Raw genomic sequence first — 13269 nt, forward strand, 5'->3', positions numbered from 1 at the left:
CTAATCCTTTGGATAATGGGCGCGCAGCCGGTCAATCTCGGCAGCGGCAGCCTGTAATTCAAATCGGGCCTGTAATAATTCGGAACGTGCGTTGCGCAATACCCGCTGCGTATCCAACACCTCAATAAACCCTCTTTCCCCCAGGCGGAAAGCGGTTTCCGCAACGCGCAAGGCAGATTCGGCCTCACGCACAATACCCCCTTCAAACATCTCCACCCGGCGCTTGGCTATTTCCATCGCCTGCCAGGCCGATTCGAGCAGGCGCACGACTTCATAGCGGCGATAATCGAGCGTCTCACGCACCCTGGCCGCATCTGAAATTGCCGCGTTGATTTCTCCGCTGCGGCGATAGAACAAAGGTATCCGCAAGCTCAGCCCAACTGTATTGGAAGTGAATTGCCTGTCCTGATAATTGCTATACAGAACATCGACTGAAGGCAGCACTGCCGCCCGTTCCTGCTCGATCCGCAAGGAAGCCCGATCCCGCTCCGCTTCCAGCCGCAGAATTTCCGGATTGCTGCCGGGCAAATCCGTGCGCAGCGCTTCCAGAGACGGCAATTCGACTGGATCGGTCAGCGACGCATCGATATCGAAACCTTGCTCGAGCGCACCGGCGGTCAATTGCAACAACGCGATCCGCGCACGCTCGGTATCCAGCATGGCCGCCTCCTTTCTGCTCGCGGCAGTCATGACCTCGGTATCGGCCCGGATCAGCTCGAAACGCGCCACCTCGCCGACGTCCACGCTCAACTTGATGCGGCGCTGAATTTCCTGCATCAGGTTGAAAATATCGGATTCCATCTCCGCCAGCCCGCGCCGCAACAGAAACTCGTAAGTGCGCACCCGCAATTGGGCCGCCAGATCCGCGCGCACCTGCTCCAGATTGGCGCGGCTGGCTTCAACACCGGCTTGCGCCGAACCAATCCGGGCACTGCGAACAAATGGGTTTTCCAAAGGCTGACTGACCGTCACCTGGCGCTGCATGGAAGCCGGACCGGTATCGATTTCCGGCAGTCGCGGCCTATCAGGCCCGGCCATGACTGTCACCTCAGGATTGGGAAGCGCCGCCGCGCTGACGACATCCGCTTCCGCGATATCGACCTGAGCACGGGCAGCTTGCATCAGGCCGTTGGCTTGAAGCCCGATACGCTGAATGGCCTCAACCGTATATTTACCGCTGGCCGCATGAGCCAGATCCAGCGATGCAATTAAAAAGCATAGGCAAAACAGAAAACCCGGCTTGGAAATGCCCCGCAGAACAAAAAAAATAGCACTCATTTGGTAATTGCTGGATTACCCTGAATAGGCAGCCCAACGGTTGCGATTCCCACACTGCCATTATTTGAAAAACATCGGCAACCCCTTGCAAGCAAACGCATCTGCAAGCAAATGAAAGAGTGCAAAAAACTGATAATGATCATTCGTTAAGAGAAGTGATGATACGGCAGCCGGTGATCGGCCTGGGTAGGATTTGGCATCAAGCAGAATACTTAAAAGTGATAGCATAGCAGAATGAATTATTTCCATTTAAATATTCACTCTGTGACTGAGTGCCGGGATGACGCGTATGGGACATGGTATGCATCTCACCAAAATTCAATCCACGCTATCCCGTGACAACTTGTGACGTGACGGCACGTAAGCCCGGCAATCCAGCTGAATGATCAGAACCTGCAGAAAAGTACCGCTCCAGGCCAGCGCGGCCAGCATCAGCAACAATTCCCGATGCGCGCTCAAATCGGCGCCAATACGGAGGATCGCAGCGGCTGACATGCAAGCGGTCAGCATGACAATCGGCTTGATACGCGAAGGATATTGCCTCACCTGCAGCAGCGTTACGCGCACGATAACATTTGCAGCCAGCGTGCCCAGCGCGCCCACCGTCAGCGCGTGCACGGCGGTACTGAAATGCACCCCCCCATTGAGCTTGACCCATCCCAGCAGCAGCAACCCCAGCGCCAGCCAGCCATAGCCGACACCAAGGCAAAGCAGATCGGGCCGCGCCAGACAATGCCACAATTGCCAGCGCAGCAAACGCACGCCAGCCAGCACACCGCTCGTGCACAGCAGCAGGCCCGCTACGTAAGCCGTCAGCGGCGCGAGCGCAAAAGCGGCCACAACGGTTACAATCAAAGCCGCTTCGATATGCGGTTGCACTCTTGCCTCCAACTCCTTACCCTGCCGATAAAACTCGCCCGCAACCGCCGGTGCCAGCATCCGCCCCCCCATGAACAACATCAGCAAGGCAAACAGCAGCACGCTTTCATCCAGAAAAGCGCGCGCCAGCCAGTGGTAATCGAGGTGTCCCATCAGCGCAATCAGCACGGTCATTGCACAGATCAGCCCCAGCAAAGGTGCCAGGAGACGGTTACGCCACTTCTTCGCCACCCACAGACGCGGCAGCATATGCCAGGCAAGCAACCCGACAAAGACCGCATTGACCCACACAGTCAGCCACTCAAGCGGCGCGATCAAACCGGTTATCCGCGCCAACAGCCAGACAGACAGGAACCCGGCAAGCCGGCGAGCCGGCATCGGACCCAGCAAATAGCCCGCAATCAGCGCCAGCGCAAAACCGAACAGCATCTCATAGGCATGACCGGTCGGCGTAGCCAGCGCCACCGGCCCATAACCATGCCGGGCGAGCATCGCCAATGGCACCATCCCAAGCGCATACATACTGGCTGCCATAAAGAACCATTGATGCGCCTGCACCTTGGTTTCCCCCGGCAACCCTTTCAAGAAAGCATTCATCCTATTATCCTGACTGAAATACGGCGCAAATCGCCTCGGAAATATATTCCTGTCCGATAAACACCTGCAACAACCATGCAAACCGGCAGTTCCGGCCGGTGCATAAAAGGCTTAAATGGTAAAATCATCATCTGGATGAAACATGCCGCCACAGCTGCCACGCAGCGCTGTAAACAATTTTCAATCATACGCCTGCGCTCAAGAGCGGCCTGGCAAGGCTAACCACGAATGGACACGAATACACACGAATGATTGGGTGGGGGTGCTTACTTTGTTTGTTTTTGTCATGTGGCAGGGCAAATGATTGATAACGGAACAAATCAGCGTAGTCAAACATCCGGCCCACGGCGACCAGCCGTCACACAGCAAAAGCCGGTGCACGGGCGCACCCTACGAGCGGCTGTGCCGCGACTAATTTTGATGACCACGAATGGGCACGAATTTACACGATTGATTGGGGGGGTGGCGCTCACTTTGTTTGTTTTTGTCGTGCGGCAAGGCAAATAATTGACAACGGGCCAAGTTCCAGACGTCATGCAGCCAAAATGATTTTGAAACATTCGTGAGTATTCGTGTCCATTCGTGGTTGATTGGCAGTCACTCAGAACCGCAAATGGCATACGCGGCAAACGCCCGGCGGCAGATATTTGGCAATACCACCTTATCGATGAACAGATTCAGGGAAATCACATGTTTTTCTTATCCAAGCAAATCTCCGGCCTACTGGATACCTCCCTACGAACAGAACCAGGCAGATTGACCCAACTGCCTGGCTATTCTTTTTGCAGCAGTCTGCTAGGGTTTGCGGCCGTTTTCATCCACATCGCCCTGCTACCGCAAAATGCCCACGCGGTCCGCCCTTTTGTAACGGACGACGCGCGCATCATCGATGTCGGGCAAATCGAAGTGGAATCCTGGCTGGAAGTTGGCCATACCGACAGTACCTGGAACCCTGCGCCCGCAGTCAACTTCATGGCTGGCGCAACAGTCAATGACTGGCTCGAAATCATCGTCGGCAGTGGCGTTGCGCGAGGTGGCAACGGAAAATTTGCCATGCCCAATCCCGTGCTGCAGCCCAAGTTTCTGCTCATGGCCGCTGAAAAGAATGGGCGTCCCGGCTTTGCACTCGGTGCCGGCGCCACGTTCGATGCGGGCGTGGGCGATCTGCATGATCGCGGCAACAGCGCCTACCTGATTGGCATGACAACCTGGCGGCTGTATGACGACTGGCTGATGACCCATATCAACTATGGCGCCCGCATGGACAAATCGCGCAATCACTCGGCCAAGTACCGTCCCTATTGGGGCATCGGGCTGGATGCGGGTCTGATCAAGGAAGAGATCCGTCTGATCGTCGAGGCATATGCCGGCGACCCGCTCGATCTGCACGCGCCCAAGACAGCCGCCCAAATGGGCTTCCGCTGGCTGGCCAGCGACTATGTCAACCTGGATCTGACCGTCGGCGTCCAGCCCGAGCTGCATGAACATACCCGCAACAGAACCGGTTCGGCCGAGGTATGGGGGCAAATCGGCCTGCGCCTGCTGTTCGACGCCTTCACGCCCGGCGGAAAACGCGGCGACCCGATGGGCGCGCGCGGCATGTTTGTACGCTGAGCATCACCACCCACCGATTCAGACAGCCGGCAGCGGCGATTACGTTCGCATCTGTGCCTGGGTAATCTGGCTGTTGGGCGGCACGCTGCGCGTCAGCCAGACATTTCCGCCGATCGTGGAACCGCGCCCGATCGTGATCCGCCCCAAGATCGTCGCCCCGGCGTAAACGACCACATCGTCCTCGACAATCGGATGGCGGGCGATGCCTTTGACCAGCGAACCATGCTCGTCCACCGGAAAACGCTTGGCACCCAATGTCACCGCCTGATACAGACGGACATTGTTGCCGATAATGGTTGTCTCGCCGATCACGACCCCAGTGCCGTGGTCGATGAAGAAGCGCCGCCCGATCTGCGCACCGGGATGAATCTCTATCCCGGTCATCGAATGCGCGATCTCCGATATCATGCGCGCAATCAGGGGCACGCCCAATTGGTATAACTCATGCGCCAGGCGATAATAGGTAATGGCGGCAATACCGGGATAGCACACCAGCACCTCATCGATACAATGCGCGGCAGGATCGCCTTCATAAGCCGCCACGATATCGTCATCCAGCAATCTGCGAATCTCGGGCAGGCGCTTGGCAAATGCCTGCGTGATGGCGGTGGCCTGTTCATGCCCTGCCTTGTCGAGATGTTCGGTACCCGAAATGAAATGCAGCTCATGCTGAATCTGCACCAGCAAGGCACGCAATGTTGAATTCAGGGTGTGACCGACATAATGATCGACTCCCTCAGCAGCCAAATCCGCCGGTCCCAGCCGGTTGGGAAACAAGGCTGCACGCAACCCTTCCGCGATCCCGGCCAGAATCTTGCGTGAAGGCAACCTGGGCGGCCGAAGATGGCCCTGCCGCTGTTCCAGAGAAGCCGTGCGCACGGCGCGCAACTCCGCCACGACTTGATCGATTTCCAGATGCGTGCTTTTCAGCAGCAAATCACTTGCGCTATTGATTCCTGTCACAATACCCCCAACGCTTGACTGTCATTCGGTAACCCACCCTCGATGCGTCCACACCATTCGCTTCCAAACAACCACTAATGCACACCAATGCACACGAATTTTCAAAATCATTTTGGCTGCATGATGTCTGAAATTTGTCCCGTTACCAATCATTTACCCCACCACATCATTCGTGGTTATCAAAACCAGTAGCGGAACAGCCACCCCGTAGGGTGCACCCGTGCACCGGCTTTTGCTGTGTGACGGCTGGCCGCCGTGGGCCGGGTGTTTGACGGTGCACGAGTGCACCCTACGCTGACTGCTGCGGCTTGACTTCAACCGGCACCAGACCGGCTATCGCCCATCCACCCACCTCATGATTAAAACAAATAAAGCAAACACCCCCACCCAATCATTCGTGGTTATCAAAACCAGTAGCAGAACAGCCACCCCGTAGGGTGCACCCGTGCACCGGCTTTTGCTGCGCGACGGCTGGCCGCCGTGGGCCGGATGTTTGATGGTGCACGAGTGCACCCTACACTGACTGCTGCGGCTTGACTTCAACCAGAACCAGACCGGCTATCGCCCATCCACCCACCTCATGATTAAAACAAATAAAGCAAACACCCCCACCCAATCATTCGTGTGTATTCGTGTCCATTCGTGGTTCCCCCACAAAGACGGCTTGCTGGCGTATTATCGTCAGAAAATAAAGCATCTATTGTACTCGTCATTGCAGGATTTGCTACCATCGGCAAGACTGCCGCAACTTCCGAATATGGAATAACCCATGACTCAATATCTGATCTACGGCGACATCGGTGGAACCAAAACCCTGTTGCATGCCGCACGGCTACAGGGGCAACACCTCGAACCGGTCTGCGAATACCGCTATGACAGCCGCGCCCATCAACATTTCGAGGACATCTTCAGCGACTTCCTGCAGCGCGCCAAGTGCCAACCCGCCGCGCTCTGCCTGGCAGTGGCCGGGCCGATCGTCGCGCAGCGGGTGGAACTGACCAATCTTTCCTGGGTGATGGACGCAGCCCAGCTGGCCAGGCAGTTCTCGATTCCAGCCGTGCAAATCCTCAACGATTTCGAGGCGGCGGCCTTGTCGATCGAGATTCTGACGACAGACGATCTCGTCACCCTGCAAGCCGGCAAACCCTTCCCGGACGCCATGCGCGTCATTCTGGGTGCGGGCACTGGCATGGGTGTCGCCTGGCTGCTGCGGCAGGATCAACACTTCCAGCCACTTGCCACCGAAGCCGGACATATTGATTTTGCACCGCTCAACCCGCTCCAGATCGAATTCCTGCAGTACCTGTTGACCAAGCATACCCATGTCTCGGTCGAACGGATACTATCCGGACAAGGATTGACCCATATCTTCAATTTTCTGCAAACACGCGTCACCGAGGATCTGCAACTGAAAAGCATCGCGCTCGATACCGACGACGGCGCGACTGTCACACACCTGGCATTCGAGCACCAACACCCGACCGCCCTGCAGGCACTCCAGTTATTCAGCGAAATCTATGGCGCCTATGCAGGCAATCTGGCGCTGGCCGGCCTGTGCCGGGGCGGCGTCTACATTGGCGGCGGCATCGCGCCCTATATCATCGACATTTTGAAGCAACCCGGTTTCATCGAGGCATTCCGCAACAAGGGACGCTTCAGATCCCTGCTCGAAGAAATCCCGGTGCATGTCATCATGAACCGCAAGGCCGGCCTGCTCGGTGCCGGTCTGCAGGCCCGGCGCCTGCTGAAATAACCCACAATCCTCAATCATGCCATGGAAAGTTACGATACCCTGATCGCCACCCTCGCGCTCACCATGGGCGCATCCTGGGCGAGCGGCATCAACCTGTATGCCGCGCTGCTGATGCTCGGCCTTGGCGCCGCCACCGGAAACATCACACTGCCCGACGAACTGACGATACTCGCCAATCCTTTGGTCATCGGCGCCGCAGGCGTCATGTACCTGATCGAATTCTTCGCCGATAAAATACCCGGCCTGGACAGCGTCTGGGATGCCGCGCATACCTTCGTCCGGATACCGGCCGGCGCGATGCTGGCTGCCGGTGCAGTCGGCGATGTATCGACCGCGATGGAAATCACGGCCGGCATCCTCGGTGGCAGCGCCGCGGCTACCAGCCATGCCACCAAGGCCGGCACACGCCTGATGATCAACACTTCCCCCGAACCCGCTTCCAACTGGACAGCCTCCCTCAGCGAAGATGCAATGGTGTTTGCCGGGTTATGGGCTGCCCTCAATCATCCCCTGATCTTTCTCGGACTGTTCATCGCATTCATCGGCCTGGCCATCTGGCTGCTGCCCAAATTATGGGCCCTGCTCAAAGGCTTGCTGATGCGCATCGCCAAATTCCTACACCTTGCCAGCCCGCCTCCCGCAGCCAACAAACCCGATCGCGAAACCTGAAACATAACTTCTGCCACCGATTCCAGGAATCACCCGGCTGGATTGCTTCGCTGCGCACGCAAAGACGGCAGAAAACAATGGTCATCCGCAATTTCAACCATCATCTTGGCGATGCCCAACGGGCCGTGGCCATCCAGATGCTTTTCGGCAACCCTATCGCCATAGCTGCCAAAGCGATGCGCAAACTGACCTGGCATTGACGTTTCCAAACAGCTTCTGAGGACCGATGAAGCGCTCACCGATACCTGGGCGGGTGGCGTCTGGAAGAAGCAGTCGGGTATACTGGCTATTCATGCCTTGATTGGCAACGTTGTTTTCATTCCAGCCAGAAAGGTTACACAGGAGAAGATATGCCTAATTATCAAGTAGTTTCCAAAACCCACCACACCACCAAGCGCTGGCAGCGTTTCGCCTCTTACCAGTTCGCCGCTTCCGATGCGGTGGCGTCGCTGGTCGTGAAGGAGTTGCCGAGTGCCGTCATGCATCTGCCGATCGGTTTCATTGCGGCCGATCAGACTTTTTCGCTGGTGGCCATGCAGGGGCTGGCGCCCGGCAAGAATCTGCTGGTCGCCCCGGATGGCCGCTGGCTTGCTGGTTACGTTCCGGCTGCCTACCGCAGCTTTCCGTTCGCTCTGGCCAATACGGAAAATGGCCAACAGGTGCTGTGTATCGATGAGGAAAGCGGCCTGCTTTCGGATGCGGAAGGCGAGTTATTCTTCAACGATGACGGCACCCCTTCAAAATCCGTCGCGGATGTCTTGAATTTCCTGGAGCATGTGCAGGCCAACCGCGAAGCAACCGTTCGAATTTGTGCCGTGCTGCAAAAACACGATCTGATCCAGCCATGGCCGATCAAGGTGAAGACTGAATCGGGTGAGCGCAACATCGAAGGACTGCATCGTATCGATGAAGCCGCATTGAATGCATTGCCGGAAGAAGCCTTCGCCGAATTGCGCAAAACCGGCGCTTTGCCGGTGGCTTATTGCCAATTGCTGTCGATGCAACACCTGGCAAAACTCGGCAAACTGGCCCAGGCCCATGCACAGGCCCAAACGGCACCGGCGGCAGCGCCGAATGGTGAACTCGATCTGGAGTTTCTCAAGAACGACGGCAATATCAGTTTCGGAAATATTCACTGAAAAGGGCTGAGTGCCGGGAGAGTTATCCTGGCGCAGGCCATACCAGGGCAACCACGAATGGACACGAATCCACACGAATTTTAAAAACCACCGTGGTTGTATTGCATCTGCTGCCAGCTCAGATATCGATCATTTACCCAGCTGTATGTCATGCACCAAATAAAGCCAGCGTTATCAATAAAAATTCGTGTGGATTCGTGTCCATTCGTGGTTAGCATTCGTTATTGGGGCTTGCAAGCTCACCCCAACCTACGGCTCTGACCAGGAATGCGTTAACGCAAGATCAGACACCTACGCCGCGCTATCACTTCGATTTGCGTTCATCTCATTATGAGATATACTGGTATCATGAAGATTATCAGCAACAGCGCCCTGCGAGACTTTGCTACCAGCCATCCACAGGCCGAAGTGCCCTTGCAGGGCTGGCGGCGGGTGATTGAAAAGAACCGGTTTGCCAACTGGGCTGAACTCAAGGCCGTCTTCAATACAGTAGATAAGGTCGGCGAGTTGGCGGTATTCGACATCGGCGGCAACAAATACCGGCTGATCGCCTATATCCGGTTTGGAAAGCAGATCGTGTACATCAAAGCGGTACTCACCCACCGTGACTACGACAAAGGAACCTGGTAATCATGAATGCGTCCATCAATGTGAAGAGCCTGCTCCCGCTCTGGGAGCAGTTCCGTGCAGCCACCGGCATCACCTCTATCCGTGACCAAGCCCACTACGCGCGGATGACCGAAATACTCGAAGCCCTGCTCGACGAAACCCAAGGCGACGAGAACCATCCCGCCATGGGCCTGGTCGACATAGTAGGCGATCTCATCGAAGACTACGAGGCCGAACACCACCCACTACCCGAGACCACTGGCGCGCACGCCCTGAAATTCTTGATGGCGCAGCACGGTTTAAAACAAAGCGACCTGCCCGAGATTGGTAGCCAAGGCGTAGTGTCAGAGATTCTGGCCGGCAAGCGCGAGCTCAATATCCGTCAGGTACGAGCCCTGAGCAAACGGTTCGGCGTCTCGGCAGCGACATTCGTCTAGGAGGCTGTCCGAGAATAGCGATCGTAGCGAGGGCGAAGCTGGCTGAGCGGGATTTTTCGATCATTTGAGGCGAATAGTGGTTCTATTCAACGAAAAGGATCGGAAAATCCAGCCTGGCAGGTTCGTCCGCAGTAGATCTGTCTATTCTCGGACAGCCTCCTAGTAGCCCAACCTTTGGAAAACAGCAGCAGGCACAACTGTGCCCCCACAGTTTTCCTTCTCCATGCTATTAATGGTTGATTAGAAACACGAATCCACACGAATTTTAAAAACCACTGTGGTTGTATTGCATCTGCTGCCAGCTCAGATATCGATCATTTACTCTGCTTTATGCCATACATCAAATAAAGCCAGCCTTATCAATAAAAATTAGTGTGCATTCGTGTCCATTCGTGGTTAGGGCTCGCAAGCCTGACACAAGATCCGGCCCCTCTGTTCCTTGGTCGATTTTTTACGATTTAGCGTTTCCAGCCGGACTTGCTGGCAGTCAGCAATGCATCCCAGTCATCAGGTGGATGGCCCGACTTGAGCATTTTCTGAAAGATCGCATAAGGATCGGTTTTGGCACCTGAAGAACGCAAGGTGTTCTCGTCATTCACCCAGGCGAAAATGATGAGCTTGGCCTTGGAATCAAAGCGAAAGAACAGCCGAAAGCGCCGCCCAACCTTGGCCCGGCGCCAATGCCGAAACGCTGGACCCATGGTGTTGCCTTGCCGGTACTCATCCCGGTTCGGATCGCTTGGAACCGACTCGAAGATTAATTCCGCCAACGCGGCAAACAGCTTGACACTGGCGTTGGATTCGAAACCCTCTGGATCTTGCGCTTTCGCGCGAGAAGCAGCGGCATTCAGTCTTTGAAGCTGCTCGGCCAAGCAATCGTGGAACAGCAGAGTCCACCCGTGCCGCTGAATCACAGCGCTACGCTGCCCTCGATATCTTCGTTCAGATCCACCCGCCTGCCGAGCGCAGCGAGCATCGAGCGCGCCAAGTCATCGGGCAGGGTTGTGACGTGACGGCCGGACTGAATGTCTTTTTCCAAGAGAGCCAGGAAACTGCCGATAGCCGGATCTTCGTGAGATGCGTCAGGCACACGCGTCACGATCACGCAGTCGCCCGTGAAATCAAATGCGACCTTGCCCCCCACGTCCACACCCAAGGCCTGACGGATGGACTTGGGCAATGTGATCTGTCCCTTGGACGTGATGGTAGCGACTTCGCGAATAACAGGCATACGAACCTCCTATAAATCAGAGTGAAATGACATGGTAAGAAATAGTCCTTACTACGTCAAGAGACGCGCGAAATGCCCGATATCAATGCTCAAACCGGCTTGAATTAATTCCATTAACCAAGAATAAGTTAATGCAAGATCTGGCGCCTCTTCTGTGCTTGCAACCTCTTGGAACCACGAATGAACACCAATCCACACGAATACTTAAAAACCACTATGGTTGTATTACATCTGCCGTCAGGTCAAACAGCAATCATTTACCCCGCTGCATGCCATACATCAAATAAAGTTAGCCTTATCAATAAAAATTCGTGTGCATTCGTGTCCATTCGTGGTTTGCATTCGCATTGGGATTCACAAGCTCACCCCAACCTACCATCCTTTTAGCTGATCAGCCATACATTTAGGCAAGATCTGACCCCTTCTCTTGACCCCTTCTCTTTCTAGGAACCACGAATGAACACCAATCCACACGAATATTAAAAACCACCGTGGTTGTATTACATCTGCCGCCAGGTCAAACAGCAATCATTTACCCCGCTGCATGCCATACATCAAATAAAGTCAGCCTTATCAATAAAAATTCGTGTGGATTGGTGTCCATTCGTGGTTTGCATTCGTATTGAGGTTCTCAAACCCGCCCCAACCACAGCCCTTGTGTTATATTGCTCTATCAATCATTAATCCACAGCATTCATATGGCAACCGTAACTTTTGACACACTGAAATTTGTGGAGCGGCTCAAAGCTGCCGGGGTACCAGAAGCACAGGCAAAGGCTGAAGCTGAGGCGCTTGCGCTTGCTTTGTCTGAAGCAATGGAATCGCAGTTAGCCACCAAGGTGGATGTCAATCGGATTGAGCGGGAATTGCTCGTGATCAAATGGATGATAGGACTGGTACTGGGCGGAATTGTTACTTTGATTCTCAAGGCTTTTTTCTAACCCACCACTTTTTTCACCGACCTGATGTACATCAGAAAAAGACCTGACCCTATTGCCACTTTACTGTTGCCACTTTGAACTTGACGAAGCACTCAATTCCCGTATACTTCCCCTAACAACACCCGCCACGCCTCTGCATGCAAGCGCACCCCGGCGGGTTTTTTATTGCCCATGAAATTCACCAAACCTGCCATCGATGTCGGCGCCCAGATCGCGCTGCTCAAGCAACGTGGGCTGGTGGTCGCCGACGACGAGGTTGCCCGGCACTACCTGCGTTTCGTGGGTTACTACCGGCTGGCTGGCTACGCGCTGCCGCTCCAGGTGACCTACAACGCGAATGGATTGCACCGCTTCCTCGATGGCACCACCTTCGATGATATGCTCGATCTCTACGTTTTTGACCGCAAGCTGCGTCTGGCCGTGATGGATGCGGTCGAACGCATCGAGGTCGCTGTTCGGGCGCTGCTCTCGCAAACGATGAGCGAATTGCATGGGCCACACTGGTTCATGGCGGCGGCGCATTTTGTGCCCAGTTTCAGGCATACCCAGTTCATCAGCCGCGTGAAGGATGACATTGGCCACGACAGCGCGCGTGCCGCCATGCGCCAGATTTTCATCAAGCACTACTACGACAAATACGGCGAGCCAGAGCTGCCGCCCTCGTGGATGGTCTTCGAAACGTTATCGTTTGGCACCGTTTCCCATGCGTTCAAAAACCTGACGCGCCAGAACCAGAAACCCATCGCCAAGGCCTTCGGCCTCGACGGGGCCGTGTTCGGCTCGTGGCTGCATGCACTGTCCTATGTGCGCAATCTGGCCGCACACCATCAGCGGCTGTGGAATCGTGTCTACACCATCAAGCCGGTTGCCGCCCGGCACTTGGCGGATGACCTTCAGGACACGACGCGCTTTTATGCCCAGGCCGTCATGATCGAGGCCCTGCTTCGCGTAGTCGCGCCTGGCAGCCGATGGGGCGAGCGACTGGCTGACCTTCTTGCGCAACACCCGAGAGTGCGACTTGATCGATTGGGCTTCCCCGACGGATGGCAGCAGCGAGCAGTCTGGCAGCGATGACCACCTCACCCCCCACTTCAACAACCAGCGCATCTGGGTCACCCACGTGCAGGCAAGGCTAACGAGTAAGGTTAGGTCGTGCTAG

14 protein-coding genes are annotated in these 13269 nt (G+C 55.6%); 8 read left to right on the forward strand and 6 right to left on the reverse strand.

The features are described 5' to 3' along the window. Positions 1 to 1278, reverse strand: coding sequence for a TolC family protein (locus ABTW62_RS09400; protein WP_430904325.1), 1278 nt, complete (start codon positions 1276 to 1278; stop codon positions 1 to 3). Positions 1279 to 1596: 318 nt separating this feature from the next. Continuing rightward, positions 1597 to 2754, reverse strand: coding sequence for an NnrS family protein (locus tag ABTW62_RS09405; protein ID WP_430904326.1), 1158 nt, complete (start codon positions 2752 to 2754; stop codon positions 1597 to 1599). Positions 2755 to 3444: 690 nt separating this feature from the next. Between ABTW62_RS09405 and ABTW62_RS09410 the strand changes: the two genes are divergently transcribed. Further along, entirely contained in the window at positions 3445 to 4368 is a 924-nt protein-coding gene (locus ABTW62_RS09410; RefSeq protein ID WP_430904327.1) for a hypothetical protein, read from the forward strand. Positions 4369 to 4407: 39 nt separating this feature from the next. Here the strand turns inward: ABTW62_RS09410 and epsC are convergent, their stop codons facing one another. Next, complete coding sequence (gene epsC / locus ABTW62_RS09415) at positions 4408 to 5331, reverse strand: serine O-acetyltransferase EpsC (RefSeq protein ID WP_430904328.1); 924 nt, start codon at positions 5329 to 5331, stop codon at positions 4408 to 4410. A gap of 769 nt (positions 5332 to 6100) precedes the next feature. Between epsC and glk the strand changes: the two genes are divergently transcribed. Further along, positions 6101 to 7084: a glucokinase gene (gene glk, locus ABTW62_RS09420; protein ID WP_090414093.1), complete on the forward strand. Its 984-nt coding sequence runs from the start codon at positions 6101 to 6103 to the stop codon at positions 7082 to 7084. A gap of 21 nt (positions 7085 to 7105) precedes the next feature. After that, a complete protein-coding gene (locus tag ABTW62_RS09425; protein ID WP_090414091.1) occupies positions 7106 to 7753 on the forward strand; it encodes a DUF4126 domain-containing protein in 648 nt (215 codons plus the stop codon). Between the two features lie 29 nt (positions 7754 to 7782). On the opposite strand, the gene ABTW62_RS09430 is transcribed toward ABTW62_RS09425, so the two are convergent. Beyond that, a complete protein-coding gene (locus ABTW62_RS09430; RefSeq protein ID WP_176973976.1) occupies positions 7783 to 7950 on the reverse strand; it encodes a hypothetical protein in 168 nt (55 codons plus the stop codon). Positions 7951 to 8103: 153 nt separating this feature from the next. Between ABTW62_RS09430 and ABTW62_RS09435 the strand changes: the two genes are divergently transcribed. From ABTW62_RS09435 to ABTW62_RS09445, 3 genes are all read left to right on the forward strand, one after another. Continuing rightward, positions 8104 to 8892 carry a SapC family protein gene (locus tag ABTW62_RS09435; RefSeq protein WP_430904329.1) on the forward strand — a complete coding sequence of 263 codons (789 nt, stop codon included), beginning with the start codon at positions 8104 to 8106 and terminating at the stop codon, positions 8890 to 8892. A gap of 348 nt (positions 8893 to 9240) precedes the next feature. Beyond that, complete coding sequence (locus tag ABTW62_RS09440) at positions 9241 to 9522, forward strand: type II toxin-antitoxin system HigB family toxin (RefSeq protein WP_090414086.1); 282 nt, start codon at positions 9241 to 9243, stop codon at positions 9520 to 9522. A 2-nt stretch (positions 9523 to 9524) separates the two neighbouring features. Next, positions 9525 to 9938, forward strand: coding sequence for a helix-turn-helix domain-containing protein (locus ABTW62_RS09445; RefSeq protein WP_430904330.1), 414 nt, complete (start codon positions 9525 to 9527; stop codon positions 9936 to 9938). Between the two features lie 458 nt (positions 9939 to 10396). On the opposite strand, the gene ABTW62_RS09450 is transcribed toward ABTW62_RS09445, so the two are convergent. Both ABTW62_RS09450 and ABTW62_RS09455 read right to left on the reverse strand, forming a co-directional pair. Further along, the gene (locus ABTW62_RS09450) at positions 10397 to 10852 is read right to left on the reverse strand and encodes a type II toxin-antitoxin system YhaV family toxin (protein ID WP_430904331.1); all 456 of its coding nucleotides are present in this window, start codon (positions 10850 to 10852) and stop codon (positions 10397 to 10399) included. Further along, positions 10849 to 11169: a type II toxin-antitoxin system PrlF family antitoxin gene (locus ABTW62_RS09455; protein WP_090414081.1), complete on the reverse strand. Its 321-nt coding sequence runs from the start codon at positions 11167 to 11169 to the stop codon at positions 10849 to 10851. Before ABTW62_RS09455 ends, ABTW62_RS09450 begins: the two co-directional genes overlap by 4 nt. A gap of 698 nt (positions 11170 to 11867) precedes the next feature. On the opposite strand from ABTW62_RS09455, the gene ABTW62_RS09460 reads away from it, so the two are divergent. Beyond that, on the forward strand, positions 11868 to 12110 hold the full coding sequence (locus tag ABTW62_RS09460; protein WP_430904332.1) for a hypothetical protein: 243 nt from the start codon (positions 11868 to 11870) through the stop codon (positions 12108 to 12110). 171 nt (positions 12111 to 12281) lie between these two features. Continuing rightward, the gene (locus ABTW62_RS09465) at positions 12282 to 13184 is read left to right on the forward strand and encodes an Abi family protein (protein ID WP_430904333.1); all 903 of its coding nucleotides are present in this window, start codon (positions 12282 to 12284) and stop codon (positions 13182 to 13184) included. Positions 13185 to 13269 lie beyond the last annotated feature (85 nt).

Source organism: Nitrosomonas sp. ANs5 (genome assembly GCF_050584665.1).
In the GTDB taxonomy this organism is placed as follows: Bacteria; Pseudomonadota; Gammaproteobacteria; order Burkholderiales; family Nitrosomonadaceae; genus Nitrosomonas.

What these genes read in the sequence shown, in the direction of transcription:
- ABTW62_RS09400 (WP_430904325.1), bottom strand. Translation starts at nt 1,278, where the DNA reads ATGAGTGCTATTTTTTTTGTTCTGCGGGGCATTTCCAAGCCGGGTTTT.
- ABTW62_RS09405 (WP_430904326.1), bottom strand. Translation starts at nt 2,754, where the DNA reads ATGAATGCTTTCTTGAAAGGGTTGCCGGGGGAAACCAAGGTGCAGGCG.
- ABTW62_RS09410 (WP_430904327.1), top strand. Translation starts at nt 3,445, where the DNA reads ATGTTTTTCTTATCCAAGCAAATCTCCGGCCTACTGGATACCTCCCTA.
- glk (WP_090414093.1), top strand. Translation starts at nt 6,101, where the DNA reads ATGACTCAATATCTGATCTACGGCGACATCGGTGGAACCAAAACCCTG.
- ABTW62_RS09425 (WP_090414091.1), top strand. Translation starts at nt 7,106, where the DNA reads ATGGAAAGTTACGATACCCTGATCGCCACCCTCGCGCTCACCATGGGC.
- ABTW62_RS09430 (WP_176973976.1), bottom strand. Translation starts at nt 7,950, where the DNA reads ATGCCAGGTCAGTTTGCGCATCGCTTTGGCAGCTATGGCGATAGGGTT.
- ABTW62_RS09435 (WP_430904329.1), top strand. Translation starts at nt 8,104, where the DNA reads ATGCCTAATTATCAAGTAGTTTCCAAAACCCACCACACCACCAAGCGC.
- ABTW62_RS09440 (WP_090414086.1), top strand. Translation starts at nt 9,241, where the DNA reads ATGAAGATTATCAGCAACAGCGCCCTGCGAGACTTTGCTACCAGCCAT.
- ABTW62_RS09445 (WP_430904330.1), top strand. Translation starts at nt 9,525, where the DNA reads ATGAATGCGTCCATCAATGTGAAGAGCCTGCTCCCGCTCTGGGAGCAG.
- ABTW62_RS09455 (WP_090414081.1), bottom strand. Translation starts at nt 11,169, where the DNA reads ATGCCTGTTATTCGCGAAGTCGCTACCATCACGTCCAAGGGACAGATC.
- ABTW62_RS09460 (WP_430904332.1), top strand. Translation starts at nt 11,868, where the DNA reads ATGGCAACCGTAACTTTTGACACACTGAAATTTGTGGAGCGGCTCAAA.
- ABTW62_RS09465 (WP_430904333.1), top strand. Translation starts at nt 12,282, where the DNA reads ATGAAATTCACCAAACCTGCCATCGATGTCGGCGCCCAGATCGCGCTG.